We start from the raw sequence: 26741 nt of genomic DNA on the forward strand, positions 1-26741 counted from the left end.
GATCACAGGCCGCGGACGGCACAGGATGCCTCGACCGCCGTCCCTCGTCGTCGGACTGCCGAATCCTTAAGCCTGGGCAGCCGCCGGCCGGAGATCGATCCCGCCGCCACCCCGACGAGCACGAGCACCACGCCGAGCACCTGCGCGACCCCGAACGCCTCCCCCGCGATCGCGACACCCAGGGCAACGCCCGTGACGGGGTTGAGGAGCCCGACGAGCCCGACCGTCTCCGCGGGAAGCCGCCGCAGACCCGTGAACCAGCACACGTACGCGAGGGCCGTGCCGATCACCGTGACGTACGCGAATCCCGCGAGCGATGTCGGCGTGAGCACGGGCGGAGTGCCTTCGAGGACCAGCGCGACGGGAAGCAGCACGAGGGAGCCGGCGAGCAGCTGCCACGCGGTCATGTCGAGCGCCGGCACGTCCGACCCCCACCGCGCCGTCAGCACGAAGCCGATCGACGACGAGAGCATCGCGCCGAGGGATGCCGCGACCCCCCACCCATCGACGCCCGCGGGGTCGAATCCGAGAAGGATGCCGACGCCCACGAGTCCGACCGCGGCGCCTGCGGCGGCGGCGAGCCGCGGCCGGCGATGCAGCAGCAGCCACGCGAACAGCATGATCGAGATCGCGGACGTCGACATGACCGTCGCGGCCAGGCTCGACGGCAGCCGCTGCCCGGCGATGTAGACGAGCACGAAGAAGCCGCCGACGTTGAGTGCGCCGAGCACGATCGAGCGCCACCACCACGACCCGTGCGGCAGGCGGCGCGCGAGCAGCAGCACGAGGAGGCCCGCCGGCAGCGCCCGCAGCACGCCGCCCCAGAGGGGCGCATCCGCCGGAAGGAGATGGCGCGTCACGACGTACGTGCTCCCCCAGGCGATCGGTGCGATCGCCGTGACGATCAGCCAGCGCAGTCGCGACTTATCTTCCATGGAAGACACTTTATCTTACCGGGAAGACATGTCGGGTACGCTTGAGGCATGACGACCGAGGGAGACCGCGTCGCACAGATCCAGGCGGCGTGGCAGCGGGAGCGCCCCGATCTCGATGTCTCGCCGCAGGCGGTCATCGCGCGACTGCACCGCGTCGCACTCGAGCTCACCGAGCGGCTCACGGTCGTCTACGCCGAGCACGGTCTGACCGAGGGCGACTTCGACGTGCTCGCGACGCTCCGCCGCACGGGCGAGCCCTACGAGCGGCTCGCCGGCGAGCTCGCCGACCACACGCTCGTCACGACGGGAGGCCTCACGAAGCGCGTCGATCGCCTGATCGGCCGGGGGCTCGTCGAGCGGCGCGCGGAGGCATCCGATGCCCGCCGACGACTCATCCGGCTGACGCCGGAAGGTAAGCGCGTCATCGACAGGGCCTTCGCGGCGCACATGGCGAACGAGCGCCGCCTGCTCGACGACCTCGGTCCTGCGGATGCGGCGGCGATCGAGCCGATCCTCACACGCTGGCTCGCGCTGCTCGAGAACGGCGAGCAGTCACGGGATCAGGAGAATGCACCGACGTCAGGTCGAAGTCGGGCGATCCGTCCTGATCACGGCACCCGGCCCTGATCCGGCCACGACGAGCCGATCGGGAAGTCACGCGGCGAGCGCGAGATACGGCTCCCACCGCGGATCGGTGCGATCCGTGCCGCGCACGGTCCACTGCGCACCGTGGGGCGGACGCGGGAGGACACGCAGCTCCCAGTTCATCTCCTGGGGGGTGCGATCGCCCTTGACGTTGTTGCATCGCAGGCAGCACGCCACGAGGTTCTCCCACGAGTCCGCTCCCCCGCGCGAACGCGGCAGAATGTGGTCGATGGTCGAGGCGGCCTTGCCGCAGTACCCGCAGCGGTGTGCGTCGCGTCTGAGCACGCCGCGCCTGGTCACGGGAACCTGGCGTCCCCCCGGCACCCGCACGTAGCGGGTCAGCAGGATCACGGCCGGGCGATCGTACGCCTGGGTCGTCCCCCACACCGGTTCGTCGTCGATGTGCTCGACGACGGTGGCCTTCTCGTTCATGACGAGCACGAGCGCCCGCTTGAACGACACGACGGCGAGCGGTTCGTAGCCCGCATTGAGCACCAGAGTGCGCATTCCTCATCCTCTCGAACGGCCGGGACGGCTTCTCGGATTGTTCGATTCGTGACGATGAGAGCGGTGGAGGGTATGAAAAAAGGCGCTGTCTACAGACAGCGCCTTGGCGCCACGGTCGTGCCGTGGCATCCACTCACGTGATGCCGAAGGACGAGCAGGCCGAGCGCATCCATGGTTCGGATGCGTGGCATGGCGTCCATCGAGTCCCCTCCGCCTCTTTCAGCGTCGGGATTCAGGCTAATGCACGCGGGGAGGCCGAGGGCCGCCGACGCACGTGAACGTGCGATGGCGTGTCTCGGAACGGATCGAGCCGATCAGCCCGCGTTGGACTGGAGCCAGGCGAGCGGGTCGACGAGCGAGCCGTTGATCCGCACCTCGAAGTGCAGGTGGTTCGCGGTCGAGCTGCCCGTGCTGCCGACGGCGCCGATGAGCTGTCCGGCCGAGACCGTCTGGCCCGAGACGACCTGGCGGCTGCCGTACGTCATGTGGCCGTAGAGCGTCGAGACCTGCTGACCGCCGACGACCGAGTCGATCGTGACGGCGACGCCGTAGCCCGCGTAGCTCTCCTGCGAGATGCGCACGACACCCGCGGCGGCGGCGAAGATCGGCGTGCCGGCGGGGGCCACCATGTCGAAGCCGTCGTGGTTGGGACGGTTCGCGGGGCGGAAGAGGTTGTAGCTCGCGTAGGTGAAGTTCGTGACCGGCCAGCGGACCTCGCCCGACCCGGGCGCCGTCATCGACAGGTTCATGCTGTAGCGGGTGCTGCCGCCGGACTTCTTCGCCGACGCGGCGGCCGCGGCGGCGGCGCGCGCACGCTCGGCTGCCGCCTCTTCCGCCTTCTTCTTGGCGATCTCATCGGGCGTCGTCGCGGAGTAGCTGCCGCGGTCGAGCGTCTCGGAGGTGGCGTCGGAGGCGACGACGAGCGACTGCGCGTTGTCGAGGGCGACCGCCTGGACGGTGGAGGTCTCCTCCTCCGTCTGGCGCCAGGCGCCGTAGGCCGGGAGCGCGACGGTGGCGATGAGGCCTCCGACGATCGTGAAGATCGCGAGATTGCGCACCGGGCGGCCCTTGCTGCGGGGCTGCGCCGGCACAGCCGTCGATCGTGCGGGCGAGCTCGCCTTCTTGCGGCGCAGCGAGATGCCGCGCGCACGGGAACGACGGGTGATGCTCGTCGCGTCCTGCTGGGTCAATTCCTCGGCAGGCGAATCGTTCTGTTCAGCCAAACTGTCCTCCGGCGCCTCTGCGCCGGAGCGCTGGCTCGTCGGCACTGGGTGTTCGGGGCACTTGATGCGGGCTTCACCGCACGAACGACGAGCCGCGGAGGCAATTCGTGCGGGGTCCGTCGGCGGGCTTCTCGCCTGGTGGACTTTTCGAGGCTACCCGAAGGTAACGAATATGTCACGCTGACGGGCTGGCAGATTCCTGCGTGTCAACCCACTCGCGCCGCGCTCCGCGAAGGACTACACCCGTTCGTCGACGAGGAAGATGTGAGCGGCAACTTCGACGGGCAGCTCGAGCGCCTCGTCGTTGCCGTCCATCTCGACCAGGACGTAGCCCTCGCTGTAGCGGAAGTCGCCGGATGCGCCGGGCAGGACACCCGCCGCCTTGAGCTGCTGCAGCAGCTCCGGGTCGACCTGCGCGGGCTCGGCGAGCCGGCGCACGGTGCCCGCGACGGGCTGGCCCGTCTCGTTGAGCTTGCGCACGAGACCCACGACACCCTTCGAGAACGTCTGCGACGGGATGTCTCCGAGCTGGTCCAGGCCCGGGATCGGGTTGCCGTACGGGGATTCGGTGGGATGCCCCAGCAGCTCCACGAGTCGACGCTCGACCTGCTCGCTCATGACGTGCTCCCACCGGCAGGCCTCTTCGTGCACGTAGGCCCAATCGAGTCCGATGACGTCGGAGAGCAGGCGCTCGGCGAGACGGTGCTTGCGCATGACGTCGATGGCCTTCTGCCGGCCGGCGTCGGTGAGCTCGAGCGTGCGGTCGTCGGAGACCACGACGAGTCCGTCGCGCTCCATGCGGCCGACCGTCTGCGAGACCGTGGGGCCGGAGTGGCCGAGACGCTCGGAGATGCGCGCGCGCAGCGGCGTGATGCCCTCTTCCTCGAGTTCGAGGATCGTGCGCAGGTACATCTCGGTCGTGTCGATCAAGTCGGCCATGTGGGGGTTCCTCGGGAGCGTGGACGAGCCCAGCCAGCCTACCAACGGGGCCGGAGACCGGGCGTCACACCGGCGGGGGCTTACCGGCGCCGACTCTAGAATCGGAGCCATGCCCCACGTCCTGCTGCCTCGTGAGATCCTGCCCGCCGACGGACGCTTCGGCTGCGGCCCCTCCAAGGTGCGCACCGAGCAGCTGGAGAAGCTGCGCTCGCACCTCTCTCTCCTGGGCACGTCGCACCGCCAGGCGCCCGTGAAGGACCTCGTCGGCCGCACCCGCGGCCACCTCTCCGACCTCTTCCGCCTGCCCAGCGGCTACGAGATCATCCTCGGCAACGGCGGATCGACGGCGTTCTGGGATGCCGCGGCCTTCGGTCTCATCGAGAAGCGCAGCCAGAACCTCGTGTTCGGCGAGTTCGGCGGCAAGTTCGCCGCCGCCGCGAAGGCGCCCTGGCTCGAGGCCCCCGACGTGCGCTCGGTCGACGCCGGCACGCGGACCGTTGCCGAGGCCGTCGAGGGCGTCGACGTGTACGCGTGGCCGCACAACGAGACGTCGACCGGCGTCTCGGCACCTGTCCAGCGGGTCGCGGGCGACGAGGGCGCGCTGACCGTCATCGACGCCACGAGCGCCGCCGGCGGCATCGACTTCAGCGTCGCCGAGACGGACGTCTACTACTTCGCCCCGCAGAAGAACCTGGGCTCCGACGGCGGCCTCTGGTTCGCCGCGGTCTCGCCCGCCGCGATCGAGCGCATCGAGCGGGTCGCCGCATCCGGCCGCTACGTCCCCGAGTTCCTGAGCCTCAAGAACGCTCTCGACAACTCGCGCCTCAACCAGACGCTCAACACCCCCGCGATCGCGACGCTCGTGCTGCTCGAATCGCAGCTCGAGTGGATCAACTCGCACGGCGGCCTGCAGTGGGCCGACGCCCGCACGCACGAGTCGTCGCAGGCGCTGTATGACTGGGCCGAGGCATCCACCTATGCGACGCCCTTCGTGGCGGACCCCGCCGACCGCTCCCCCGTCGTCGTCACGATCGATTTCGACGAGTCGGTGGATGCCGCGGCTGTCGCCAAGAGCCTGCGCTCGAACGGGATCGTCGACACGGAGCCGTACCGCAAGCTCGGGCGCAACCAGCTGCGCGTCGCGACCTTCGTCTCGATCGAGCCCGACGACGTGCGCCAGCTCATCCGGGCGATCGACTACACGGTCGAGCGCCTCGGCTGAGGTTTCGCCCGGGTCTCGCCGAGCCCACACCCGGTGCCCGAGCCCACACTCGGCGGACGGCCGCGGAGTGTGGGGTCGGTGAACGAGTGTGGGTTCGAGCCCTCGGCGGGACCGGTGCCCGAGCCCACACCCGATGCCCGAGCCCACACCCGGCGGACGGCCGCGGAGTGTGGGGTCGGTGAACGAGTGTGGGTTCGAGGCGGCGGCGGGCTCGGCGGGCGGGACCGGGGGCTAACGCGCGAGCTCCGGGGGGACGGGCAGGGGCTCGAAGCCGGCGGCGCGGACGCGCGCGGGGTCGTGGCGCAGGCAGCGCACCGAGCGGGCGCGGTCGTCGCCCTCGACACGAGGAACCGTCAGCTCGGGCGTGACCGCGCGGCAGGCATCCCATGCGAACGCGCAGCGCGCGGCGAACGGGCACCCGCGCGGCAGGCGGGAGAGGTCGGGCGGCGAGCCGGGGATTCCGGAGAGCTCGCGCCGAGTCCCGCGGAGCGGCGGGAACGAGTGCAGCAGCGCGTCGGAATAGGGATGCCTCGGCTGCCGGTACACGTCGTGCGCCGCGGCATCCTCCACGATCTCGCCCGCGTACATGATCGCGATGCGGTCGGCGATCTCGATGAGCAGCGACACGTCGTGCGTGATGAAGATGACCGAGAAGCCGAGCCGTTCGCGGAGGTCGGCGATCTGCTCGACGATCTGCCGCTGCATGACGACGTCGAGGGCCGTCGTCGGCTCATCCATGATGAGCACCTGCGGATCGAGCGCGAGCGCCATGGCGATCATGACGCGCTGGCGCATGCCGCCTGAGAGCTGATGCGGGTACGACTTCATGCGGTCGGGCGAGATGCCGACGAGCTCGAACATCTCGGCCGCGCGCTCCTGCGCCCGCGCGGCCGACCATTCGGGCCGATGCGCGAGGATGCCGTCGACGATCTGCTTGCCGACGCGCGCGACGGGGTTGAGCGAGTTCATCGCGCCCTGGAAGACGATCGCGACGTCCTCCCAGCGCGTCTCGCGCAGGCCCGATCGTCGAGTGCGAGGATGTCGCGTCGCGACCCGTCGCGGTCGGTGAACCAGACGCTTCCGCCCGTGATGAGTCCGGGGGGCGCGAGCAGGCGGGTGGCGGCGTAGGCGAGCGTCGACTTGCCGCACCCCGACTCCCCCGCCAGCCCGAGCACTTCGCCGCGGTGCAGCGTGAGATCGACGCCGCGCAGGACGTGCGTCGGGTCGTCGTCGAAGCCGTACGAGACCGAGAGGTCCTGAATCTCGAGGATCGGCTCGCGCCCGGCGCCCCGGGAAGCGATGAGGGACGAACGGGTCGCGGTGCCGGTCACGAGGCATCCTCCTTCGGGGTCGGGGCCTTCTTGACGGGCACTTCCCGCACGACGGGCGTGAAGCCGACGCGGGGACGGATGCCGCGCCGCTTCAGCGCCTTCGCGTTGGCACCCGAGGAGCGCAGCCGCGGATTGACGAACTCGTCGATGCCGAAGTTGATGAACGTGAGAGCCATGCCGAGCAGCGCGATGCACAGGCCGGCGGGGACGAACCACCACCAGGCGCCGCGCTGCAGCGCGAGGTTGTTCTGCGCCCAGAAGAGGATCGTGCCCCAGTTCCACTCGCTCACAGGCAGGATGCCGATGAACGACAGGGTGATGAGCGACAGCACGGCGAAGGTCACGGTGCCGATGAAGCCCGCGGCGAGGATCGCCGTGAGGTTCGGCAGGATCTCGACGAACACGAGCCGCCACGTGCGCTCGCCGCTCGCCCGTGCGGCCTCGACGAAGTCGCGCCGTCGCAGCGAGAGGGTCTGCGCGCGCAGCACGCGCGCACCCCACGCCCACCCGGTCACGCCGATGACGAGGGCGACGATGAGGCCGCCCGTCGTCGGCAGCTGCCCCGCCACGATGATGATGAGTGGCAGCTGCGGGATGACGAGGAAGACGTTCGACAGCGCCGACAGCGTCTCATCGCCCGCCCCGCCGAGATAGCCGGCCGTGATGCCGACGACGGCACCGATGAACGTCGCGGCGAAGGCCGCCACGAAGCTCACGACGAGCACGTTGCGCGTGCCGACGATGATCTGGGACAGGATGTCGCGACCCAGGTGGTCGGTGCCGAGCCAGTGGTCCCAGGACGGCGGCTGGAGCAGGTCGGCGCTCGAGGCGCTCGGGTCGTACGGCGCGATCCACGGACCGATGATCGCCAGCAGGACGAAGAAGCCGAGGATCACGAGGCCCGTGATGGCCTTGCCGTTGCGCAGGAAGAGGAAGCGCTTGCGCTTGCGCGCGCGGCCGGGCGCAGCATCCATCTCCTCCACCTGGAGGGGCTCGGCGACGGTGTCGTCGAGGGTCCAGTCCACCATCGGCATGGGTCAGCCCTCCTGTCGGGTGCGGGGATCGAGGAACACGTACACGACGTCGGCGAGCAGGTTCGCGAGCAGCACGGCGAGCGTGATGACGAGGAAGCAGCCCTGCATGAGCGGGTAGTCGTGCGTGTTGACGGCCTGATAGAGCGTGTAGCCGATGCCCTGGTAGGAGAAGACCATCTCCATGATGAGCGTGCCGCCGACGATGAAGCCGAGCGAGAGGGCGAAGCTCGAGATCTGCGGCAGGATCGCGTTGCGCGCCGCGTAGCCGAACATGACGGCCCGCCCCGAGAGGCCCTTCGCGTGCGCGACGGTCACGTAGTCGTCGGACGAGACGGTCACCATCATGTTGCGCATTCCGAGGATCCAGCCGGCGATCGACGCCACGATGATCGTCATCGCCGGGAGGAAGCCGTACCAGATGACCGACGAGATGAACTCCCAGCTGAAGCTCGGCACGAGCGACCGGTCGTACGAGCCGTTCGACGGGAACCATCCGAGCGTGACGGAGAACACCCAGATCGCGATGAGCGCGAGCCAGAAGTAGGGCACCGACGAGAAGAAGGTCGTGATCGGCACGAGCGAGTCGGCCCACGTGCCGCGGCGCCAGCCGATGCCGACACCGACGAGCGTGCCGACGACGAAGGCGATGAATGTCGCGATGCCGACGAGTCCGATCGTCCACGGCAGCGTCTGGGCGACGATGTCGGCGACGGGCGTCAGGAACTTGAAGGAGACGCCGAGGTTGCCCTGGAAGAGGAGCTTCCAATAGATGACGTACTGGTCCCAGATGCTGAGGTGCTCGTCGAGGCCCAGGAGCACCCGCAGCGACTGCTCGGCCTCGGCCGGAATGCGCCCCTGCATCTGCGCCATGATCGCCTTGACGGGGTCGCCGGGCATGAGGCGCGGGATGATGAAGTTGATCGTGATCGCGGCCCACGCGGTGATCAGGTAGAAGACGCCGCGGCGCAGCACGAACCTCACGAGGCCACCTCCGTCGAGGCATCCGACGACTCCGCGATGAGCACCGCGTCGCTGGGGCGCTCGCCGTACTGCTCGAGGACGCTCGTCACGGCGGGCCGGTCGGGCCGGTCGGAGTAGCCCCAGCACGCGGCCTCGCGGCCCTCGCCGACGGGGAGGAGCGGCGGCGACTGGGCCTTGCAGAGCTCCGTCGCGAACGGGCAGCGCGGGTGGAAGCGGCATCCCGAGGGCGGGTTTACGAGGCTCGGGGCCTCGCCGCGCGCACCGTGCGCCCGCGCCTCGAGGTCGTCCGGATCGGGCGCCGAGGCGATGAGCAGCTGCGTGTACGGGTGCTTCGGGTCCTGCGTCACCGACTCCGAGTCGCCGGACTCCACGATGCGCCCCGCGTACATGACGCTCGTGCGGTCGGCGAAGTAGCGAGCCGAGGCGATGTCGTGCGTGATGTACAGGATGCCGATGTTCAGTCGGTCGCGCAGGTCGCGGAGGAGATTCAGGATGCCGAGCCTGATCGACACGTCGAGCATCGAGATCGGCTCATCGGCGAGAAGGACGTCGGGGTCGGCGGCGAGCGCGCGGGCGATCGCGACGCGCTGGCGCTGGCCGCCGGACAGCTCGTGCGGGTACGAGTCGATGTACCGCTCGGGCGGCGTCAGCTGCACGCGGCGGAGGAGGTCGTGGAGCGCCTCGTCGAGCGCGGCGCCGCGCAGATGTCCGTTGTGGAGCCGGATGCTGCGCCCCAGCACGTACCGCACGGTGTGCACGGGGTTCAGCGACCCGAACGGGTCCTGGAAGATCATCTGCACGCGATGCACGTAGCGCCGGAAGGCTCGACGGCCCTTGGCCGTGGCATCCCTTCCGTCGAGCAGGATGCGTCCGCCCGTGACCGGCATGAGCTGGGCGAGGAGCCGGGCGATCGTGGACTTGCCGGACCCCGACTCGCCGACGAGGGCGAGCACGCGGCCGCGGTGCAGCTCGATCGTCACGCCGTCGACGGCGTGCACGACCTTGCCGCGGCCGGCGCCCCGCGCCGTGAAGTGCTTCGTGAGGTCGATCGCCTGAAGGACGGGGACGGCGGGCGCGGCGGCTCCGGGGGGAGAGTCGGCGTGGGGGTCAGTCTGCGTCATCGCATTCACCAAGGGTCGATTCCATCACGCGGCGCGGGGGGCCGCCGGACAGCTGGGGACAGAATGTGAGGTGCGCGGCGACGGGAGGAGTCGCCGCGCACCTCGGGGGTCGTCAGTCGCCCGTCGGCTTGAGCTTCATGACGATCTCGGCGGCCTGCTGTCCGGTGGGCTGAGCCGAGTTGTAGGGGTCGTCCTCGGAGGGGAACCCTGTGTAGTTCTTCGTCGAGTACTGCGCCGTCGACGGACGCGACCAGATCGCGAGTGCCGGCACCTCGTCGACGAAGATGCGCTGGATCGTGTCCATCGCCTCCGTGCGCGCGGCGTCGTCGGACGTCGAGGCGTAGGTCTGGAACGCAGCGGTCGCCTCGTCGTTCTTGAAGCGGCCGAAGTTCCAGTTCGCGGCCTCGCCGAGGGGCTGGTAGTACGCGCCGTTGAAGATGCCCGAGTACATGTCGTACGGGGTCGATCCGCCGTCGGTCCAGTGCAGCGACGCCTGGAAGTCACCCGGAGGGATGATGTCGGCGAACCAGCCGTCGGCGTTCGCGGGCTGCACCTCGGCGGTCGCACCGATGGTGGCGGCGGCCGTCTTGATGATGTCGAGCGCGGTGAGGTAGTCGTTCCAGCCGGCGGGGTTCGTCAGCGTGAAGGTGACCGGCGTGCCGTCGGGGTCGACGAGCTTGTCACCGTCGTACGTGTAGCCGGCGTCGGTGAGGAGCTTCTTGGCTCCCGCGACGTCGACCGTGTAGTCGTCGCCCTGGTAGTCGGCGGAGAGGTAGGCCTCGCCCGCCGGAAGCGGGAGACCCGTGACGTTGGTGAGGGCCGGGTTGACGCCGGACGTCGCGACGTCGACGAGCTGCTGCCGGTCGAGCACCATGTTGAGCGCCTGGCGGAACGCCTTGTCGTTGAACGGCTTCGTCTCGTTGTTGAGGAACAGCGCGTCGATGCCGAGGCCCGCCGCCGCGAACTGGTGGTAGTGCTCGGGATCTTTCGCGATGTAGACGTTCTCGTAGTCGGCGATGAACGTCCAGCCCCACTGCGCCTCGCCCGTCGTGAGGGCGGTGGTCAGGGCGTTGTTGTCGTTGTACGACGAGTAGCGGATCTCGGGCACCGCGGGCTTGCCGCCCCAGTAGTCCGGGTTGGCGACGACCGTCGCCGCCTGCGGGGTCCACGACTTGAACGTGTACGGACCGGTGCCGACGGGCTTCTTGTTCGGGTCGGTCGCCGGGTCCTTGACGTCCTTCCAGATGTGCTCGGGCACGATCAGCAGGTCGTACAGCTTCGCCTGGTTGACGAACTGCGGCTCTGTGAAGGACACCGTGACGGTCGAGCCGTCGCTCGTGATGTCGCCGTAGGGCAGCGCGGCGGTGTTGATCGCCTCGTTGTCCTTGCGGAGCTGGATCGAGAACGCGATGTCGTCGGCGGTGAAGTCCTTCCCGTCCGACCACTTCACACCCGACCGCGGCGTGATGACGGCCTGCGTGTAGTCGTCGTTCCACGTCACGCTCTCGGCGAGCCACGGCTCGGGAGCATCCGACGGCTTGGCCTTGTTGACCATCATGAGCGGCTCGTAGATGACGAACGCGTAGCCGAGCGACAGGGCCGAGGAGCCCGTGGCGAACGGCGACTGGTTGTCGGTCTGCGTGCCGTTGGGCATGCCGACCGTGAGGACGGCGCCGTCGCCGCCCGTTGCACTGGTACCGCCGCCTGCCGCGCAGCCGCTGACCAGCAGCGCCGCCACGGCGGCCCCCGCGACGAGCGGGGCGATCCGACGGAACTTCATGAGTTGCCTCCTTGCATTCTCTGGGTGAGGGGGTGGGAATGAGTCAGTGGATGATGTGGGTCGCCGCGAGCGGCAGGTCGCGGCTCGACCGGCCGGCGTGCACGACGTACGGGCCCGCGGGCAGGGTCCACGACGACGTGTCGGTCGACCAGACCTCGAATCGGCGGCGCCGGAGCGGGATCTCGACGGTGGCCGTCGACCCGGCCGCGACGTCGACGACGGCGAAGCCTGCGAGCCAGCGAAGGGGCCGGAGCGGATCGCTGCCGTCGGCGGACAGGTAGATCTGCACCACCTCGCGGCCGGTGCGATCGCTCGTGTTGGTGAGGGTCACGCGGGCGATCGCCTCGTCGGCTTCGTTCCAGGTGCCCGTGCCTTCTCCGGAGTCCGCCGGCGTGCCGGCCGGGCGCGTGCGCCCGGCCTCGAGCTCGAGCCGGTCGTAGCGCCACTGCGCGTACCCCAGACCGAACCCGAACTCGCGGGCGGGGGTTCGGTCGAGCCGGTCCCAGCCGCGGTGGCCGACATCGAGGCCCTCCGCGTAGTCGACGTACCCGTCTCGCGGGAGGCCGTTCGGCACGGGGACATCGGCCTCCGCCGCGGGAAGCGTCCACGGCAGCCGGCCCGACGGCTCGATCGCGCCCACGAGCGCGTCGGCGAGCGCGTCGCCCGCCTCCTGGCCGGGAAGCCACCACCACAGCGCGGCCGGGACCTCGTCGAGCCACGGGAGGATGACGGGCGCTCCGGCGTTGACCACGACGACGGTGCGCGGGTTGGCGGCGACGACGCGGCGCACGAGCTCGTCCTGCCGGCCGGGAAGGGCGAGGCTCGGGCGGTCCCATCCCTCGGACTCGGTCTCGGGGTTGGTGCCGACGACGACGATCGCGACGTCGGCGGCGCGCGCGGCATCCTCCGCCTCGACGAGCTCGTCGTCGACCGAGGCCCCGGGCGCGCGGTAGCGCAGGTGCACGCGGACGAAGCGGCCGAACGCGTCGGCGTCGACCACCTGTGCGTCGAGGGTGACGCGGACGCTCCCCTCGCCGATCACCGCGACGGGCGTCTCGGTCGTCGCAGGGTCTGAGTACGACGAGTCGAGGACGACCTCGGAGCCGACCACGTGCGTCGAGCGCGAGACGACCTCGCCGTCGATCCGCAGCTCGTGCGCCCCGACGGGGCCGACCTCGACCACGTGCGTGCCATCGCCGTGGAGGGCGACATCGGCCGTGAAGCGGACGGCAGCGACCGCGGCATCCTCGATCGGAAACCACACCTCGCCCGGATCCAGGATGACGCGCTCCTCGCGCACGTTGCCGTCGACGTCGAGGAATTCGGCGAGGATGCCGCGGGCTCCGCGCGGAGTCGTGACGAGGACTGCGGGGAGGACGGGCGCGCGGCGTTCGGTCACGCCGCCGCGGACGAGCGCGATCTCGGCCCCCGGAAGGACGCGGCTGAGACCCTCGAGCGGTGAGACGACGTGCGGCGGACGCACGAACGCACTGCCACCGCCCTGGACGAAGGGCTCGACGGCGTTGGCGCCGACGAGGGCCACGCGCGGGACGGCGCGAGGGTCGAGCGGCAGGAGTCCGTCGTTCGCGAGCACGACGATCGAGCGGGCGGTCGCCTCGCGCACGAGGTCGCGCACCCCGGGTTCGTCCGGCTCAGGCGTCGCGACCTCGACCGGCTCCGACGCGAAGGCTCCGACGCGGTGCGCGAGCCGCAGGATGCGGGCGACCTTGTCGTCGATGACCGACTCGTCGACGTCGCCGCGCTCGACGGCCGCGACGAGTGCGGCATCCCACGGTCCGCCCGGCCCCGGCATGACGAGGTCCAGGCCGCCGTCGGCGGACGCGACGGTGTCCTTCGTCGCGAGCCAGTCGCTCACCACCACGCCGTCGAAGCCCCACTCGTCCTTGAGGACGCCGTTCAGGAGCGGGCCGTGCGCTGTCGCGGTCGACTCGACCCCGTCCAGCGCGACGCCGTTGTACGCGGCCATGACCGACCACGCGCCCGCCTCGACAATCGCCTCGAAGGGCGCGAAGTACACCTCGCGCAGTGTGCGCTCGTCGATGCGGGAGACGTAGGTGGTGCGCTCGGTCTCCTGCTCGTTGCCGACGAAGTGCTTCACCGACGCTGCGACGCCCGCATCCTGCAGAGCGGAGACGAAGGATGCCGCGAGCTCGGCCGTGAGGTGCGGATCCTCCGCGAGGCACTCGAAGTGCCGGCCTCCGGCCGGAGTGCGCTGCAGGTTCACGACGGGTGCGAGGACGACGTCGACGCCCTTGCGCCGCGCCTCCCCCGCGATGAGACGCCCGAGGCGCGCGAGCAGGTCGACGTCCCACGTGGCCGCGGTCGCGGACGGGGCGGGCAGCTGCACCGAGGGGCGCTCGTCGTCGGAGACCCCGCGGACGCCGATGGGCCCGTCGGAGAGGGTGACCGGGGTCAGGCCGATGCGGTCGATGGCGTGCAGGCTCCAGGTCGACGCGCCCGTGAGCAGCCGCACCTTCTCCACGAGAGTGAGCTCGTCGAGGGCTGTCTGGATCTGCTCCGCTGCTTCCGTGCGGGTGTCCGCTGCGGTCGGGGTGGCCATCTTCGGCACGCCTATACTCCATTCACACACCTCATCCCCGAGGTGCACGAGCCATCGTTGCATACTTACTTACAAGTCAGTAAGTTACTTGTGTAACGAACGCATAACGGCGCGAGGAGACCCCGGATGACGTCCGACACGAGCACGCCCGCTCCCCCCGAGGGCGGCGTCGTGCGCACTCCGAAGCCGCAGGCGCGCACCCTCGAACGACGCGAAGCGGTGCTTCGCGCGGCCATGAGCGTCTTCGGACAGCGCGGCTACAACAAGGGCGCACTCGTCGAGGTGGCCGAGCAGGCCGGCATGACGCACGCGGGCGTGCTGCACCACTTCGGCAGCAAGGAGGGCCTGCTCGTCGCGATGCTGCAGTACCGCGACGGCGAGGAAGCGGCCGGCATTCCCGGCCGCGCGCAGACCGAGGGCCCCGCCTTCCTCGGACACATGCTCGACACGGTGACGGAGAACACCGACCGACCCGGCGTGGTGCAGACGTACGCGGTGCTCGCGGCGGAGTCGGTGACGGCGGGGCATCCCGCGCAGGACTACTTCCGCAACCGGTTCACGGGTCTCCGCGACAAGATCGCGGGGGTTCTCGCGGAGGTCACGGGACGGGATGCCGCAGATCCCGAAGTCCGCGATGACGCCACGGCCATCATCGCGCTGATGGACGGCCTGCAGGTGCAGTGGCTGCTCGACCCCGACGCCGTAGACATGCCCCGCATCGTCGAGAAGGTGCTCGACGAACTCGTCGACCGCCTGAGCACGAAGAACCCCGCGCCGCCGTTCCCGCGGCCGAAGGACTGAACCGCGGCTCAGGCCCGGTCGTCGTCGGGGTCGTCGTCCTCGAAGTCGGAGTCGTCGTCCGCCTCGTCGTCGTCCTCGTCGTCGTCGAAGTCGGAGTCGTCCTCGTCGGAGTCGTCGTCCTGATCGTCGTCGAAGCCGTCGTCTCCATCGGACTCGTCTTCGTCGTCCTCATCGGAGTCATCGTCGTCGGACTCATCGTCGTCGGACTCGTCGTCGTCGGACTCGTCGTCGTCGGACTCGTCGTCGTCATCGGACTCGTCGAACTCGTCCTCGTCGTCGAACGTCTCGGCGGCGGGCAGGTCGGCGGCATCCGCGAACTCGTCGATGTCGACCCCGTCGACGTCACCCGCGTGCAGGATGCGGGAGCCGTCGTCGTCGAAGTCGGCGGCATCCAGGTCCTCGACGTCGTCGAGCTCGTCGGCGTCCTCATCGTCGGACAGCTCGTCGTCGGACTCGCCGTCGTCGGCGGCTCCCGCCTCGGCGAGCGCCGCCTGCGCGGCCTGGTACTCGGCGAGCCGGACGGCCCAGGGCACCCAGTCGGGCGCGAGGAGCGCCGTCTCGCCGGGGAGCAGCTCGACCTCGAGCACGGTGGGCTCGGCGTCGCCGACGCTCGCGAGGGTGACCGTCCAGAACCATCCGGGGTATCCCGGCATGCGGTTCTCGAAGAGCAGCGACACGACGCCGCCCGCCTCCACGCGGTAGCCGGCAGGCTCGCCGATCGTCGCCTCGGGCGTGATCTCGCGCAGCGCCGCGAGCGCGAGGTCGTGCGCCTGGAAAAGCCGCTCGTCGACGACGATCTCCTCGGCGACGGCCTCGACGGCGACCTCCTCGACGAGGATCTCCTCGACGACGGCCTCGACCTCGCCGGTCTCAGCGTCCACGACCTCGACCACGACGTCCTCGATCACGACGACGTCGACGGGCGGTTCGCCATCGGCCGCTTCACCCGGTGTCTCCTCGGCGCCCTCGACGGGCGTCGTGTCGACGGCCGTCTCGTCGGCCGGATCAGGCGTCGAGCTCATCCGCGACCTTGCGGAGCACAGCGGCGACCTTCTTGGCGTGCGAGCCGCTGGGGTAGCGTCCGCGGCGCAGGTCGCCGCCGATGCCGTCGAGGAGCTTCACGAGGTCTTCGACGATGATCGCCATGTCGTCGGCGGGCTTGCGGGCGCGCTTGGCGAGGCTCACGGGAGCCTCGAGCACGCGCACCGAGAGCGCCTGCGGACCGCGCTTGCCGTCGGCGATGCCGAACTCGAGGCGGGCTCCCGCCTTGGGCGCCGGAGTGCCGGCGGGAAGGGCAGTGGCGTGCAGGAAGACGTCCTGGCCGTCATCGCTCGCGATGAAGCCGAACCCCTTCTCCTCGTCGTAGAACCTGACCTTGCCGGTGGGCATGGGAAGACCTCGCTATGGAAAAGCCCGCGCTCGGCGGGCACGATGAAACAGGACCGGAAGGCCCTCCCTCAAGCCTACGGCACCACCGCCGCCGGGGTAGGCTGGGGCGGATGAGCACGCGCAGCAGCGGCCCCGAACTCCCTGTTCGCCGCATCGACCGCATCCTCGCCTACATGGCGCTCGGACTCACGATCCTCTCGATCGTGTGCTTCTTCGCGGTCATCCTCGCGCGGCCGCTCGGGGTGACGAACTTCGCCGCCGGCATCTGGCCGCTCGTCGTCGTCCTGCCGCTCATCGCCCTGCCGATCGCGTTCGTCATGATCGTCGTGCTCCTCATCATGAGCTTCGTGCGACGCTCGCGGGCCAACAAGGGGGCGTAGGCAGCCCCGATGACCACCGACGAGCGCTCGCTCGCGACGTGGCTGGCTTCCCGCGAGGACGCGGCGCTGGCCGACACGTTCGCGCGCCGCGCCGTCTCGGCCTCCGCGCCGTGGCACGACTTCTTCGATGCCGCCGCGGCGCTGCTGGACGCGGCATCCATCGATCGCGCGCTCGTCTCGCTCCCCCGGCCCGCCCTCGTCGCCCTCGCTTCCGGCGACGCCGGCGCGGAGCGCGACCTGCTGCAGGCCGCCGCCCTCGTCGACGCCGACGGCGCCCCGTATGCAGCGGTTGCCGAGCGCGTCGCCGTGACCTCGAACGCACGGCCCGAGGCCTTCGCCCCGACGGATGCCGTCGCCGAGCCGCCGCCCTCGGGAGACGCCGCCTCGGCGGCCGCCGCCGAGCGCGCGTTCGAGGCGACCGGCGCCCTCGCCGACCTGCTCGTCGCCACCGAGCACACGCCGCTCGCCCGCACGGGGACGGGCGCGGTGAGCGCCGTCGATCGTCGAAGGCTGACGGATGCCGGCGCCGTCGAGTCGCCCGAAGAGCTCGACGACCTCGTGCGCGTCGCGGACGCGGCGCACCTGCTCGACGCCGTCGACCGCGAGTGGATCGTGAGCGAGGATGCCGAGCGCTGGCTCGAGTCGTCGACGGCGCAGCGGTGGGCCGCCGTCGCGGACGGCTTCCGCTCGAGCCTGCCCCCGGGGCTCCGGACGCCCGCGGGCGGGTACCTGCCGCCCGCTGCCTGGAGCGGCATCCACCCCCTCGACCCGGATTGGCCCTCGACCGCCGAGCAGCTCGCGCGCATCGCGCTGCGTTGGGGGCTCGTCACGCCCGAGGGCGACGAGCCCGAGTGGGCGCGCACGCTGCGCTCCGGTGCGACGGCGGATGCGGCATCCCTCGCGGCCCTCCTCCCCGCCGAGATCGACCGCATCTACCTTCAGGCCGACCTCACGGCCATCGCCCCCGGCCCTCTCGCGCCGGCGCTCGACCTGCGGCTGCGCGGCATCGCGGTGCGCGAGTCGCGAGCGCAGGCATCCACGTATCGCTTCACGGCCGAATCGATCGTCGCCGGAATGAACGAGGGCGAGACGGCGGAGTCGATCCGCGACTTCCTCGCGCGGCTCTCGCTCACCGGCATCCCGCAGCCGCTGGAGTACCTCGTCGCGACGACCGCGTCGCGGCACGGGCTCGTGCGGGTCGGGGTCTCGGGTCTGAACACCGCGGTCTCGAGTCCCGCGCCGGGCGTGCTCGACGCGATCGCCGTCGACCAGGCGCTGCGCCCGCTCGGGCTCGTGCCCGATGGAGGCGTGCTGCTCACGCGGGTCGGACGCGACGTCGTCTACTGGTCGCTCGCCGACGCGCGGTATCCGGTCGTCGCGGTCGACGCCGACGGAGCACTCGAACCCGTCGTGCGACGGCGCCCGCGCAGCGCGTCGAACGGCGAGCAGGGCGAGCGGTCGTATGCGACGCTGCTCGCGCGCCTGCGCGAGAGCCACGAGACGGATTCGGATGCCGCGTGGCTCGGCCGCGAGCTCGAGCAGGCCGTACGTGCCCGATCGGTCATCGCCGTCGCAGTGCGCCTGCCCGACGGCTCCGAGCGCTCCTTCACCCTCGAGGCGACGGGCCTCGGCGGCGGCCGCCTGCGCGGACGCGATCGCGGCGCCGACATCGAGCGCACGCTCCCGGTCTCGAGCATCGTCTCGGTCCGGCCCGTCTGACCGCGCTCCCCCGCCCCACCATCCACGCTGAGCCTCCGCCGGTGCGGGGGCGGCCCGCGGCGAGCCCGGCCCGGGATCCGCCGGTAGAATCGAACGTTATGGCTGACGGCCCCCTCATCGTGCAGAGCGATCGCACCGTGCTGCTCGAGGTCGCCCATCCCGATGCCGAGACCGCGCGCCACGAGCTCGCGATCTTCGCGGAGCTGGAGCGGGCCCCCGAGCACATCCACACCTACCGCGTCACGCGGCTCGGGCTCTGGAACGCCCGCGCGGCGGGCCACGACGCCGAGGACATGCTCGGCACGCTCGACCGCTGGTCGCGCTTCCCCGTGCCGCCGTCGGTGTCGATCGACATCCGCGAGACCGTCGGCCGCTACGGACGCCTCGTCATCGAGCGCGACGACGAGGGTGCCCTCATCCTGCGGTCGACGGATGCCGCGGTGCTGGCCGAGGTCTCGAAGAACAAGCGCATCTCGCCCCTCCTCATCGGCCGTCCGTCCGCCGACTCCTTCCTCGTCGACGCGTGGGCACGCGGCCACATCAAGCAGGAGCTGCTCAAGATCGGCTGGCCCGCGGAGGACCGCGCCGGCTACACGCCGGGCACGCCGCATCCCATCGACCTCGCCGAAGACGGCTGGAACCTGCGCCCCTATCAGCGCCTCGCCGTCGACAAGTTCACCGACGGCGGCTCGGGCGTCGTCGTGCTCCCGTGCGGCGCGGGCAAGACGCTCGTCGGAGCCGCGGCGATGGCCGACACCAAGACGACAACGCTCATCCTCGTGACCAACACCGTCAGCGCCCGGCAGTGGCGCGACGAGCTGCTCAAGCGCACGTCGCTCACGCCGGAGGAGATCGGCGAGTACTCGGGCCAGGTCAAGGAGATCAAGCCCGTCACGATCGCGACCTACCAGATCCTCACGGCCAAGCGCGGCGGACAGTATGCGCACCTCGCGCTCCTCGACGCGCTCGACTGGGGCCTCATCGTCTACGACGAGGTGCACCTCCTCCCCGCGCCCGTCTTCAAGCTCACCGCCGACCTGCAGGCGCGCCGGCGTCTCGGCCTCACCGCGACCCTCGTGCGCGAGGACGGTCGCGAGGGCGACGTGTTCAGCCTCATCGGACCCAAGCGGTTCGACGCGCCGTGGAAGGAGATCGAGGCCCAGGGCTTCATCTCCCCCGCCGCCTGCTACGAGGTGCGCGTCGACCTGCCCGCGGGCGACCGGCTCGAGTATGCGGCAGCCGCCGACGAGGAGCGCTACCGCCTCGCCGCGACGGCGCCCGCGAAGATCGGCGTCGTCCGCGACCTCGTGGAGCGGCACGCCGGTGAGCGCATCCTCGTGATCGGCCAGTACCTCGACCAGATCGACGTGCTCTCCGAAGCGCTCGGCGCCCCGAAGATCACCGGAGCGACGCCCGTCGACGAGCGCGAGGAGCTGTACCAGGCCTTCCGCGAGGGATCGATCGACGTGCTCGTCGTGTCGAAGGTCGCGAACTTCTCGATCGACCTGCCCGAGGCATCCGTCGCCATCCAGGTGTCGGGATCGTTCGGCTCGCGTCAGGAGGAGGCCCAGCGCCTCGGACGGCTCCTGCGCCCCAAGCAGTCCGGCAACACCGCGAGCTTCTACACCCTCATCGCCCGCGACACCGTCGACCAGGACTTCGCGCAGAACCGCCAGCGCTTCCTCGCAGAGCAGGGCTACGCGTACACGATCCTCGACGCCGACCAGGTCGCCGCCTGATCACGAGGCGACGCGGCCTCGACGCCGACCAGGCCGCGGCCCGACCCGGAGGCGACGACTCCTGGTCGCCGCCCAGGTCGCGGCCCGAGCGGCCGAGCGCGGCAGTTTCCTGCGAGCGCGGCCGTCGCACGACGCAGCGCTCGCAGGAAACTGCAGCGTTCGCGAGCCGCGGCCTCGCACCCGACCCCCTCAGCCGACGTAGCGGAGAAAGACGAAGCCGTCGTCGTCGGTCAGCACCCCCGCCAGCGCGAACCGGCGATCCGACTCAGACGCGCCCGCGACGATCCGGCCGGCCTCTCCGCCGACGAAGCGCGGAGCGATCGTGACGCAGACCTCGTCGACGAGCCGGGCGTCGAGCAGCGCGCCGAACAGGTGCGGGCCGCCCTCGCACAGCACCTGGGTCAGGCCGCGTCGGGAGAGGTCCGAGAGCATCTCGGGCAGGTCCACCGACGAGTCGCCGCACACGACGACGTCCGCCACTCGTGCGAGCGCGTCGCGCCGGTCAGCCGGCGCTCCCGCGTGCGTCACGACGATCGGCCGTCGCGACGGCTCGGCGAAGACGGCATCGCCCGGCTCCAGGCCGAGGTCGGCGGACACGACGGCGAGCCGGGGCTGCTCGGCGAGTCCGTGCTCGCGCCGCCACGCGGCATCCTCCTCCGAGACCTCGATGCTCCCGTAGCCCTCGACCCGCACGGTCCCCGCACCTACCACGACGACGTCGCTCAGCGTCCGCAGCACCTGCATGATCCGGCGGTCCGTCTCCCCGCCGAGCCGGCCGCTCTCCCCGCCGAGCGTCACGGCGCCGTCGGCGCTCTCGACGAAGTTCATCCGCACCCGCGTCGCGGCGCGGTCGGGAAGCGCATACGCCTCGAAGAGCTGCTCACGGGTCGGGTTCACGAATTGCCCTCCGGCCGGGTGTTGTGCAGCTCGTAGGCGGGCTCGCGCCATCCGCGGATCGCCTCGACCATGCGCATCGCGTCGACCGTCTCGGGCACGTTGTGCGCGCGGACGATGCGCGCGCCGTGCGTCGCGCACCAGACGGCCGCCGCGAGCGAGCCGGATAGCCGCTCGCCGCGCTGGCGGTCGAGCGCCTCGCCGATGAAGTCCTTGTTCGACAGCGCGACGAGCAGCACGTCGCCGAGCTCCGCGAGCTCGCCGAACCGCCGCGTCAGCTCGAGCGAGTGCCGCGTGTTCTTGTTGAGGTCGTGTCCGGGGTCGAGCACGATCCGCTCGGGCGGCACGCCCCGGCACAGCGCGAGGTCGCGGCGTTCGCGCAGGAAGTCGGCCACGTCGCGCACGACATCGTCATACCGCGGGAGGGGATGCTGCGTCCGCGGCGCGGCGAGGCTGTGCGCGATGACGATCGTGGCGTCGCTGTCGGCGACGACGTCGGCCATGCACGGATCGCGGAGGCCGGTCGTGTCGTTGACGATGCTCGCACCGGCATCGATCGCGGCCCGTGCGACCTCGGGATGGAAGGTGTCGACGCTCACGGCGACGATCGGCGCGAGCGCCGCGACGACGGGCACGACGCGCTCGATCTCGTCGGCGATCGGCAGCGCGGGTCCGGGTGCGAACGGCACGCCTCCCACGTCGACGATCTCGGCGCCGGCGGCCGCGGCATCCCTCCCCTTCTCGATCGCGGCGTCGAGGGCGTAGGTCGCACCGCGGTCGTAGAACGAGTCGGGCGTGCGGTTGACGATCGCCATGACGGCGATGCGGCGGGAGAAGTCGATCGACCGCCCGCCGAGGCAGCGGACGGGATGCGCGATCACGGGGCGAGCTCGTTGAGCGCGATCGACCCGTCGCGGAGCGCGTCGGCCGTGACCGGCGCCGCGTCGCGGATCAGGCGCTGCAGCTGCTCCTGGACGTCCCACACATTGACGTTCATCGCACCGACGATACGCGTGCCGTCGTGCCAGAACGCGATGAACTCGCGCGTCGCGACGTCGCCCCGCGTCACGACCCGCGCGTCCTTCATGAGCGGCGGGTAGCCCGAAAGCTCCATGCCGAGATCGAACTGATCGGTGTAGAAGTACGGGATCGAGTCATGGGATGCCGGCATCCCGAGCATCGACCGCGCCGCGACCTCGCCCGCCTTGAGGGCGTTGTCCCAGTGCTCGCTGCGCAGGTGCCGTTGGATCACCGGATGGTAGGCGTTGGCGACGTCGCCCGCCGCGAAGATGTTCGACGCGTCGGTGCGGAGCCTTTCGTCGACGACGATGCCGTTGTCGACGTCGATGCCGGCTCGCTCCGCGAGCGAGACGTTGGGCACGGCCCCGACCCCGATGACGACGAGGTCGGCGGGGATCTCCTCGCCGTCGACGAAGACCCCGCTCACGCGCCCCGCCCCCGCGATGCGCTCGACCTGCACCGACGCGCGCAGGTCGACTCCCTTCTCGAGGTGCAGGTCGCGGAACACGGCGCCCATGTCCTCGCCCAGGGCCGCCTCGAGCGGCACGCGGCCGCGCTCGAGCACCGTCACCTCGTTGCCGAGGGTCTTGGCGGTCGCGGCGACCTCCATGCCGATCCAGCCCGAGCCGATGAGCACGAGCCGGCGGCCGCCGCCGCGCAGCTCGGCGGCGAGCGCATCGGAGTCGTCGAGGGTGCGGAGGGTGCGCACACCCTCCAGGTCGGCGCCGTCGAGCGGAAGCCGTCGCGGCGACGAGCCCGTCGCGAGGAGCAGCGCGTCGTAGGTGAGGGTCGAGCCGTCGTCGAGCGCGAGGCTCTGCCCCGCCGGCTCTAGGGAGGTCGCGGTCACTCCCGTGCGCAGCCCCACCCCCTTCTCCTCGTACCACGCGGCATCGTGGAGGATGACGGCATCCCGTCCCTCCTCCCCCGCGAGAAAGCCCTTCGACAGAGGCGGCCGCTGATAGGGGGGATGCTGCTCCGCCGCGACGACCGTGAGGTCGCCGTCGAAGCCCTCGTCGCGGAGCTTCTCGACCGCTGTGCCGGCGGCGAGGCCGCCGCCGACGATCACGTAGTGCGCCATGACTCCTCCTCGTCCGCAGGCTAGATCCGTCCTTTTCTTTTGTCAACCATTACCGCTTTTAGAGCGGTAGGGTGGGGCCATGATCGCCGCCAATCGTCTCGACGAGGTCGCCGCGCTGAGCGATCCGGTGCGTCGACGGCTGTACCGGCTCGCACGGGAGCGGCCCGTCGGTCGCGACGAAGCGGCGGAGGCCCTCGGCATCCCGCGCAGCACCGCCGCATTCCATCTCGATCGCCTCGCCGACGCCGGCCTCCTCGCGGTGTCCTATCGGCGCCTCTCGGGCCGGACGGGTCCCGGCGCGGGCCGGCCGTCCAAGCTCTACGCCGCCGTGTCGACCGACGTCGTCGGAAGCGTCCCCGAACGGCATTACGAGCTCGCGGGCTCGCTGCTCGCCTCGGCGATCGAGCGGGCCGAGATCGACGCGGTGCCTGTCCGGGAGGCGCTCGTCAGCGTGGCTGCAGAGGCGGGCACCGGCATCGGGGCCCAGTCCGACGGACTCGACGAGGCGCTCGTGCGGTGCGGCTTCGAGCCGTCCGACGACGGCGCGGGCGGCATCTTGCTGCTGAACTGCCCGTTCCATGCACTAGCGACGGCGCACACCGACCTCGTCTGCCCCGCGAACGTCGCATTCGTGCGGGGGCTCGCGGAGGGCGCCGGCGATCCCCGCGACGCCGTCCTCCAGCCGCGCGACGGACACTGCTGCGTGCGGGTGCGCGTCGCCTCGTGACGCCTCACTTGTCGCAACTGCGGCAGATATCCAGCGGCGGCGTGTATTCCCTCGACATAATGAGGGCATGACCGCACCCCGCATCCTGGTCGTCGACGACGAGCCGAACATCCGCGACCTGCTCATCACGAGCCTCCGATTCGCCGGGTATCAGGTGAGGGCCGTCTCCAACGGCGCCCAGACGATCTCGGCCGTGCTCGAGGAGGAGCCCGACCTGATCATCCTCGACGTCATGCTCCCCGACATGAACGGCTTCAGCGTGACCAAGCGCCTCCGCGGCGCGGGATACACGGCGCCCATCCTCTTCCTCACGGCGAAGGACGAGACCGAGGACAAGATCACCGGTCTCAACGCGGGCGGCGACGACTACGTCACGAAGCCCTTCTCGCTCGACGAGATCGTGGCGCGCATCCAGGCGATCCTGCGCCGGACGATGCAGGCCGACGAGGAGTCGGTCATCCGCGCCGGCGAGCTGACGATGGATCAGGACACGCACGACGTCGTCGTGGGAGAGGCCTCGATCGACCTCAGCCCCACCGAGTTCAAGCTGCTGCGCTACCTCATGCTCAACCCCAACCGCGTCCTGTCCAAGGCGCAGATCCTCGATCACGTCTGGGAGTACGACTTCAACGGCGACGCGGGCATCGTGGAGAGCTACATCTCCTACCTCCGCCGCAAGATCGACCCGCACTCGACCGAGCCGCTCATCCAGACCAAGCGCGGCTTCGGCTACATGCTGAAGGCCGGCAAGACCGCCTGACCGGCGGACAGCGCGAGTCGGCCGCCCCGCGGCCGTCGGGAGGCGACGAAGGGAGGCGGTCGCCCTGGCGACGAAGTCCGATGCGGTCACCACGTGGTGGCGCGGCATCAGCCTGCGCGCGAAGGTGACGGGTGTCACCGTCGCGCTGCTCGTCGTGGGCCTCGCCGCCGCCGGCATCGGCACGATGGCGTTCCTGCGCAACGCCCTCATCATCAATCTCAACGATCAGCTCGCGCAGCTGACGTCGACCGACGTCGCGGTCAACAGCCTCATCGACACGACTGTCGAGAACGGCCAGGCCACGTTCACGGCGAAACCGGATGCCGCGACGGACTACTTCGTCGCGATCTACGGGCCGGACGGCTCCATGCAGATCACGGCGGGCGGCGACGACGACGCACCCCGGCCGCAGTTCCCCCCGACCCTCACGCTGCAGCACACGCAGGAGCGCGGCCTCGCGCCCACGGAGCTGCTGAGCGTCGACGGCAACTGGGTCTTCCACGCCAGCACGGACATCTACCAGCCGGTCGGCTCGGCGGAGCTCTATCCGCAGATGGTGGCGATGCCGCTCGCGCCGATCAACCGCGTCGTCACGACCTACCTCGGCATCTACGGCGTGCTCGCCCTCATCACGATCGTCGCCGGCGCCCTCCTGACGCGCTGGCTCGTGACGCTCACGTTCCGCAGCCTCGGACAGGTCGAGTCGACCGCCATGACGATCGCCGCCGGCGACTTCAGTCTGCGCATGACCGACATCGAGCCGACCACGACCGAGGTCGGGCGACTCAAGATCGCCATCAACGCGATGCTCGACAGAGTGGATGCCGCGATCTCACAGCGCGACTCGACGGTCCGGCAGATGCGCCGGTTCATCGGCGACGCGAGCCACGAGCTGCGCACTCCGCTCGTCACCGTCCGCGGCTACGCCGAGCTCTACCGGATGGGTGCGATCGAGGGCGACGACGATGTCGCGCAGGCGATGGACCGCATCGAGAGCGAGGCGAAGCGCATGGGCCTCCTCGTGGAGGACCTCCTCGCGCTCGCGCGCCTCGACGAGCGGCGCGACGTCATCATCGGCCCGGTCGACCTCCGCCCCGTCGCACGCGATGCCGCGATGGACGTGCGCGCGGCATCCCCTCTCCGTCCCGTCACCGTGGTCGACACGACGGTCCTCCCGCCCCCGGAAGAGGCCGTCCCCGACGAGGAGTCCGAGCCGACCAACGAGCCGCCGGAGGCGAGCGCACCGAAGGGTCGCCGCGGCACGAGCACCCGGCCCGCGATCGCCCGCGCGGGCGCCTCGACCCTTTCGCTGCTGCGCCGCCGGCCGCGGCCGGTCCCCGCGACCCAGGCGTCCGGCGTCGGCGAGGCGCCGCCCGTCGCGCCCGTCGACCTCGGAGAGGCCGACGCCGCCTCCGCGACACCTCCCATCGTCCTCGGCGATGAGAACCGCATCCGCCAGGTCGTCGCGAACCTGCTGGGCAACGCCCGCCGATTCACGGCGGAGGACTCCCCCATCGAGCTGCACATCGGAGTGGATGCCGCGGCCGGCATGGGCTGGATCGAGGTGGTCGACCACGGCGAGGGCGTGCCCGACCAGATCAAGGACAAGATCTTCCAGCGCTTCTGGCGCGCCGACACGTCGCGCGCCCGCGAGACCGGGGGCACGGGCCTCGGTCTGTCGATCGTCGCCTCGATCGTCGAGGCGCTGCACGGCACGGTCGAGGTGCTCGACACGCCGGGCGGAGGCGCGACGTTCCACGTCGCGCTGCCTCTCGTGCGCGAGCGCGGCGATCAGATCGACATCCTGACGCAGCCGATCCAGCGCCCCCGCGACGAGCGCTGACGCCCTCTCCTCCCCAGCTCTTCTCCGAAGCCGGGTCGCCCACAGCTGCGCCTGACGACACGGGATGCCGCACCCGCCGCCCGTAGCGTGAT

Annotated in this window: 25 protein-coding genes; 9 read left to right on the forward strand and 16 right to left on the reverse strand. The window is 70.8% G+C overall.

Annotated elements, in window-relative coordinates:
* Positions 1–2: 2 nt before the first annotated feature.
* Positions 3–935, reverse strand: a complete 933-nt coding sequence (locus AAIB33_RS09970; RefSeq protein WP_345799815.1) for an EamA family transporter — start codon at positions 933–935, stop codon at positions 3–5.
* Between the two features lie 48 nt (positions 936–983).
* Between AAIB33_RS09970 and AAIB33_RS09975 the strand changes: the two genes are divergently transcribed.
* Positions 984–1562: a MarR family transcriptional regulator gene (locus AAIB33_RS09975; RefSeq protein WP_345799816.1), complete on the forward strand. Its 579-nt coding sequence runs from the start codon at positions 984–986 to the stop codon at positions 1560–1562.
* A 27-nt stretch (positions 1563–1589) separates the two neighbouring features.
* Here the strand turns inward: AAIB33_RS09975 and AAIB33_RS09980 are convergent, their stop codons facing one another.
* The 3 genes from AAIB33_RS09980 to AAIB33_RS09990 all read right to left on the reverse strand — a co-directional run bounded on the left by AAIB33_RS09980 (position 1590) and on the right by AAIB33_RS09990 (position 4249).
* Complete coding sequence (locus tag AAIB33_RS09980) at positions 1590–2087, reverse strand: HNH endonuclease (RefSeq protein ID WP_345799817.1); 498 nt, start codon at positions 2085–2087, stop codon at positions 1590–1592.
* Between the two features lie 314 nt (positions 2088–2401).
* On the reverse strand, positions 2402–3277 hold the full coding sequence (locus AAIB33_RS09985; protein WP_345799818.1) for a M23 family metallopeptidase: 876 nt from the start codon (positions 3275–3277) through the stop codon (positions 2402–2404).
* A gap of 270 nt (positions 3278–3547) precedes the next feature.
* The gene (locus AAIB33_RS09990; RefSeq protein WP_345799819.1) at positions 3548–4249 is read right to left on the reverse strand and encodes a metal-dependent transcriptional regulator; all 702 of its coding nucleotides are present in this window, start codon (positions 4247–4249) and stop codon (positions 3548–3550) included.
* Positions 4250–4358: 109 nt separating this feature from the next.
* Between AAIB33_RS09990 and serC the strand changes: the two genes are divergently transcribed.
* Positions 4359–5471 (forward strand): phosphoserine transaminase, encoded by a 1113-nt coding sequence (serC, locus tag AAIB33_RS09995; RefSeq protein WP_345799820.1) that lies wholly within the window; start codon positions 4359–4361, stop codon positions 5469–5471.
* A gap of 231 nt (positions 5472–5702) precedes the next feature.
* Here the strand turns inward: serC and AAIB33_RS10000 are convergent, their stop codons facing one another.
* The 7 genes from AAIB33_RS10000 to AAIB33_RS10030 form a co-directional block, all read right to left on the reverse strand.
* Positions 5703–6440, reverse strand: a complete 738-nt coding sequence (locus AAIB33_RS10000; protein WP_345799821.1) for an ABC transporter ATP-binding protein — start codon at positions 6438–6440, stop codon at positions 5703–5705.
* Positions 6437–6802 (reverse strand): ATP-binding cassette domain-containing protein, encoded by a 366-nt coding sequence (locus AAIB33_RS10005; protein ID WP_345799822.1) that lies wholly within the window; start codon positions 6800–6802, stop codon positions 6437–6439. The genes AAIB33_RS10000 and AAIB33_RS10005 overlap by 4 nt, the downstream gene beginning before the upstream one ends.
* A complete protein-coding gene (locus AAIB33_RS10010; protein ID WP_345803414.1) occupies positions 6799–7776 on the reverse strand; it encodes an ABC transporter permease in 978 nt (325 codons plus the stop codon). Before AAIB33_RS10010 ends, AAIB33_RS10005 begins: the two co-directional genes overlap by 4 nt.
* A gap of 63 nt (positions 7777–7839) precedes the next feature.
* Positions 7840–8817 carry an ABC transporter permease gene (locus AAIB33_RS10015; protein WP_345799823.1) on the reverse strand — a complete coding sequence of 326 codons (978 nt, stop codon included), beginning with the start codon at positions 8815–8817 and terminating at the stop codon, positions 7840–7842.
* Positions 8814–9938 (reverse strand): ABC transporter ATP-binding protein, encoded by a 1125-nt coding sequence (locus AAIB33_RS10020; RefSeq protein WP_345799824.1) that lies wholly within the window; start codon positions 9936–9938, stop codon positions 8814–8816. Before AAIB33_RS10020 ends, AAIB33_RS10015 begins: the two co-directional genes overlap by 4 nt.
* Positions 9939–10050: 112 nt before the next feature.
* Entirely contained in the window at positions 10051–11718 is a 1668-nt protein-coding gene (locus tag AAIB33_RS10025; RefSeq protein ID WP_345799825.1) for an ABC transporter substrate-binding protein, read from the reverse strand.
* Between the two features lie 43 nt (positions 11719–11761).
* On the reverse strand, positions 11762–14299 hold the full coding sequence (locus AAIB33_RS10030; RefSeq protein ID WP_345799826.1) for a glycoside hydrolase family 3 C-terminal domain-containing protein: 2538 nt from the start codon (positions 14297–14299) through the stop codon (positions 11762–11764).
* A gap of 126 nt (positions 14300–14425) precedes the next feature.
* Here AAIB33_RS10030 and AAIB33_RS10035 point away from each other — a divergent pair, with 126 nt between their 5' ends.
* Positions 14426–15100 carry a TetR/AcrR family transcriptional regulator gene (locus AAIB33_RS10035; protein ID WP_345799827.1) on the forward strand — a complete coding sequence of 225 codons (675 nt, stop codon included), beginning with the start codon at positions 14426–14428 and terminating at the stop codon, positions 15098–15100.
* A gap of 8 nt (positions 15101–15108) precedes the next feature.
* On the opposite strand, the gene AAIB33_RS10040 is transcribed toward AAIB33_RS10035, so the two are convergent.
* Positions 15109–16122, reverse strand: a complete 1014-nt coding sequence (locus AAIB33_RS10040; RefSeq protein ID WP_345799828.1) for a DUF3027 domain-containing protein — start codon at positions 16120–16122, stop codon at positions 15109–15111.
* Positions 16106–16489, reverse strand: coding sequence for a cold shock domain-containing protein (locus AAIB33_RS10045; protein WP_345799829.1), 384 nt, complete (start codon positions 16487–16489; stop codon positions 16106–16108). Before AAIB33_RS10045 ends, AAIB33_RS10040 begins: the two co-directional genes overlap by 17 nt.
* Positions 16490–16599: 110 nt before the next feature.
* On the opposite strand from AAIB33_RS10045, the gene AAIB33_RS10050 reads away from it, so the two are divergent.
* The 3 genes from AAIB33_RS10050 to AAIB33_RS10060 all read left to right on the forward strand — a co-directional run bounded on the left by AAIB33_RS10050 (position 16600) and on the right by AAIB33_RS10060 (position 20327).
* Complete coding sequence (locus AAIB33_RS10050; protein ID WP_345799830.1) at positions 16600–16869, forward strand: multidrug ABC transporter ATPase; 270 nt, start codon at positions 16600–16602, stop codon at positions 16867–16869.
* A gap of 9 nt (positions 16870–16878) precedes the next feature.
* Positions 16879–18588, forward strand: coding sequence for a helicase-associated domain-containing protein (locus AAIB33_RS10055; protein WP_345799831.1), 1710 nt, complete (start codon positions 16879–16881; stop codon positions 18586–18588).
* Positions 18589–18686: 98 nt separating this feature from the next.
* A complete protein-coding gene (locus AAIB33_RS10060) occupies positions 18687–20327 on the forward strand; it encodes a DNA repair helicase XPB (protein WP_345799832.1) in 1641 nt (546 codons plus the stop codon).
* 189 nt (positions 20328–20516) lie between these two features.
* On the opposite strand, the gene AAIB33_RS10065 is transcribed toward AAIB33_RS10060, so the two are convergent.
* The 3 genes from AAIB33_RS10065 to AAIB33_RS10075 are packed head-to-tail and all read right to left on the reverse strand — an operon-like array spanning position 20517 to position 23319.
* Positions 20517–21224: a pyrimidine reductase family protein gene (locus tag AAIB33_RS10065; RefSeq protein ID WP_345799833.1), complete on the reverse strand. Its 708-nt coding sequence runs from the start codon at positions 21222–21224 to the stop codon at positions 20517–20519.
* Positions 21221–22102, reverse strand: a complete 882-nt coding sequence (gene folP, locus AAIB33_RS10070) for a dihydropteroate synthase (RefSeq protein ID WP_345799834.1) — start codon at positions 22100–22102, stop codon at positions 21221–21223. The genes AAIB33_RS10065 and folP overlap by 4 nt, the downstream gene beginning before the upstream one ends.
* Complete coding sequence (locus tag AAIB33_RS10075) at positions 22099–23319, reverse strand: FAD-dependent oxidoreductase (protein ID WP_345799835.1); 1221 nt, start codon at positions 23317–23319, stop codon at positions 22099–22101. Before AAIB33_RS10075 ends, folP begins: the two co-directional genes overlap by 4 nt.
* A gap of 79 nt (positions 23320–23398) precedes the next feature.
* On the opposite strand from AAIB33_RS10075, the gene AAIB33_RS10080 reads away from it, so the two are divergent.
* The 3 genes from AAIB33_RS10080 (at position 23399) to AAIB33_RS10090 (ending at position 26649) form a co-directional block, all read left to right on the forward strand.
* Complete coding sequence (locus AAIB33_RS10080; RefSeq protein ID WP_345799836.1) at positions 23399–24046, forward strand: helix-turn-helix domain-containing protein; 648 nt, start codon at positions 23399–23401, stop codon at positions 24044–24046.
* A 67-nt stretch (positions 24047–24113) separates the two neighbouring features.
* Entirely contained in the window at positions 24114–24806 is a 693-nt protein-coding gene (locus AAIB33_RS10085) for a response regulator transcription factor (RefSeq protein ID WP_345799837.1), read from the forward strand.
* A gap of 184 nt (positions 24807–24990) precedes the next feature.
* Positions 24991–26649, forward strand: a complete 1659-nt coding sequence (locus AAIB33_RS10090; protein WP_345803415.1) for an ATP-binding protein — start codon at positions 24991–24993, stop codon at positions 26647–26649.
* Positions 26650–26741: the final 92 nt, after the last annotated feature.

Source organism: Microbacterium sp. AZCO, from assembly GCF_039614715.1.
GTDB lineage: Bacteria > Actinomycetota > Actinomycetes > Actinomycetales > Microbacteriaceae > Microbacterium.

Coding starts and splice junctions, on each gene's coding strand:
- AAIB33_RS09970 (WP_345799815.1), bottom strand. CDS start 935: ATGGAAGATAAGTCGCGACTGCGCTGGCTGATCGTCACGGCGATCGCA.
- AAIB33_RS09975 (WP_345799816.1), top strand. CDS start 984: ATGACGACCGAGGGAGACCGCGTCGCACAGATCCAGGCGGCGTGGCAG.
- AAIB33_RS09980 (WP_345799817.1), bottom strand. CDS start 2,087: ATGCGCACTCTGGTGCTCAATGCGGGCTACGAACCGCTCGCCGTCGTG.
- AAIB33_RS09990 (WP_345799819.1), bottom strand. CDS start 4,249: ATGGCCGACTTGATCGACACGACCGAGATGTACCTGCGCACGATCCTC.
- serC (WP_345799820.1), top strand. CDS start 4,359: ATGCCCCACGTCCTGCTGCCTCGTGAGATCCTGCCCGCCGACGGACGC.
- AAIB33_RS10000 (WP_345799821.1), bottom strand. CDS start 6,440: ATGAACTCGCTCAACCCCGTCGCGCGCGTCGGCAAGCAGATCGTCGAC.
- AAIB33_RS10010 (WP_345803414.1), bottom strand. CDS start 7,776: ATGGATGCTGCGCCCGGCCGCGCGCGCAAGCGCAAGCGCTTCCTCTTC.
- AAIB33_RS10020 (WP_345799824.1), bottom strand. CDS start 9,938: ATGACGCAGACTGACCCCCACGCCGACTCTCCCCCCGGAGCCGCCGCG.
- AAIB33_RS10025 (WP_345799825.1), bottom strand. CDS start 11,718: ATGAAGTTCCGTCGGATCGCCCCGCTCGTCGCGGGGGCCGCCGTGGCG.
- AAIB33_RS10030 (WP_345799826.1), bottom strand. CDS start 14,299: ATGGCCACCCCGACCGCAGCGGACACCCGCACGGAAGCAGCGGAGCAG.
- AAIB33_RS10035 (WP_345799827.1), top strand. CDS start 14,426: ATGACGTCCGACACGAGCACGCCCGCTCCCCCCGAGGGCGGCGTCGTG.
- AAIB33_RS10040 (WP_345799828.1), bottom strand. CDS start 16,122: ATGAGCTCGACGCCTGATCCGGCCGACGAGACGGCCGTCGACACGACG.
- AAIB33_RS10045 (WP_345799829.1), bottom strand. CDS start 16,489: ATGCCCACCGGCAAGGTCAGGTTCTACGACGAGGAGAAGGGGTTCGGC.
- AAIB33_RS10050 (WP_345799830.1), top strand. CDS start 16,600: ATGAGCACGCGCAGCAGCGGCCCCGAACTCCCTGTTCGCCGCATCGAC.
- AAIB33_RS10055 (WP_345799831.1), top strand. CDS start 16,879: ATGACCACCGACGAGCGCTCGCTCGCGACGTGGCTGGCTTCCCGCGAG.
- AAIB33_RS10060 (WP_345799832.1), top strand. CDS start 18,687: ATGGCTGACGGCCCCCTCATCGTGCAGAGCGATCGCACCGTGCTGCTC.
- AAIB33_RS10075 (WP_345799835.1), bottom strand. CDS start 23,319: ATGGCGCACTACGTGATCGTCGGCGGCGGCCTCGCCGCCGGCACAGCG.
- AAIB33_RS10080 (WP_345799836.1), top strand. CDS start 23,399: ATGATCGCCGCCAATCGTCTCGACGAGGTCGCCGCGCTGAGCGATCCG.
- AAIB33_RS10085 (WP_345799837.1), top strand. CDS start 24,114: ATGACCGCACCCCGCATCCTGGTCGTCGACGACGAGCCGAACATCCGC.
- AAIB33_RS10090 (WP_345803415.1), top strand. CDS start 24,991: ATGGCGTTCCTGCGCAACGCCCTCATCATCAATCTCAACGATCAGCTC.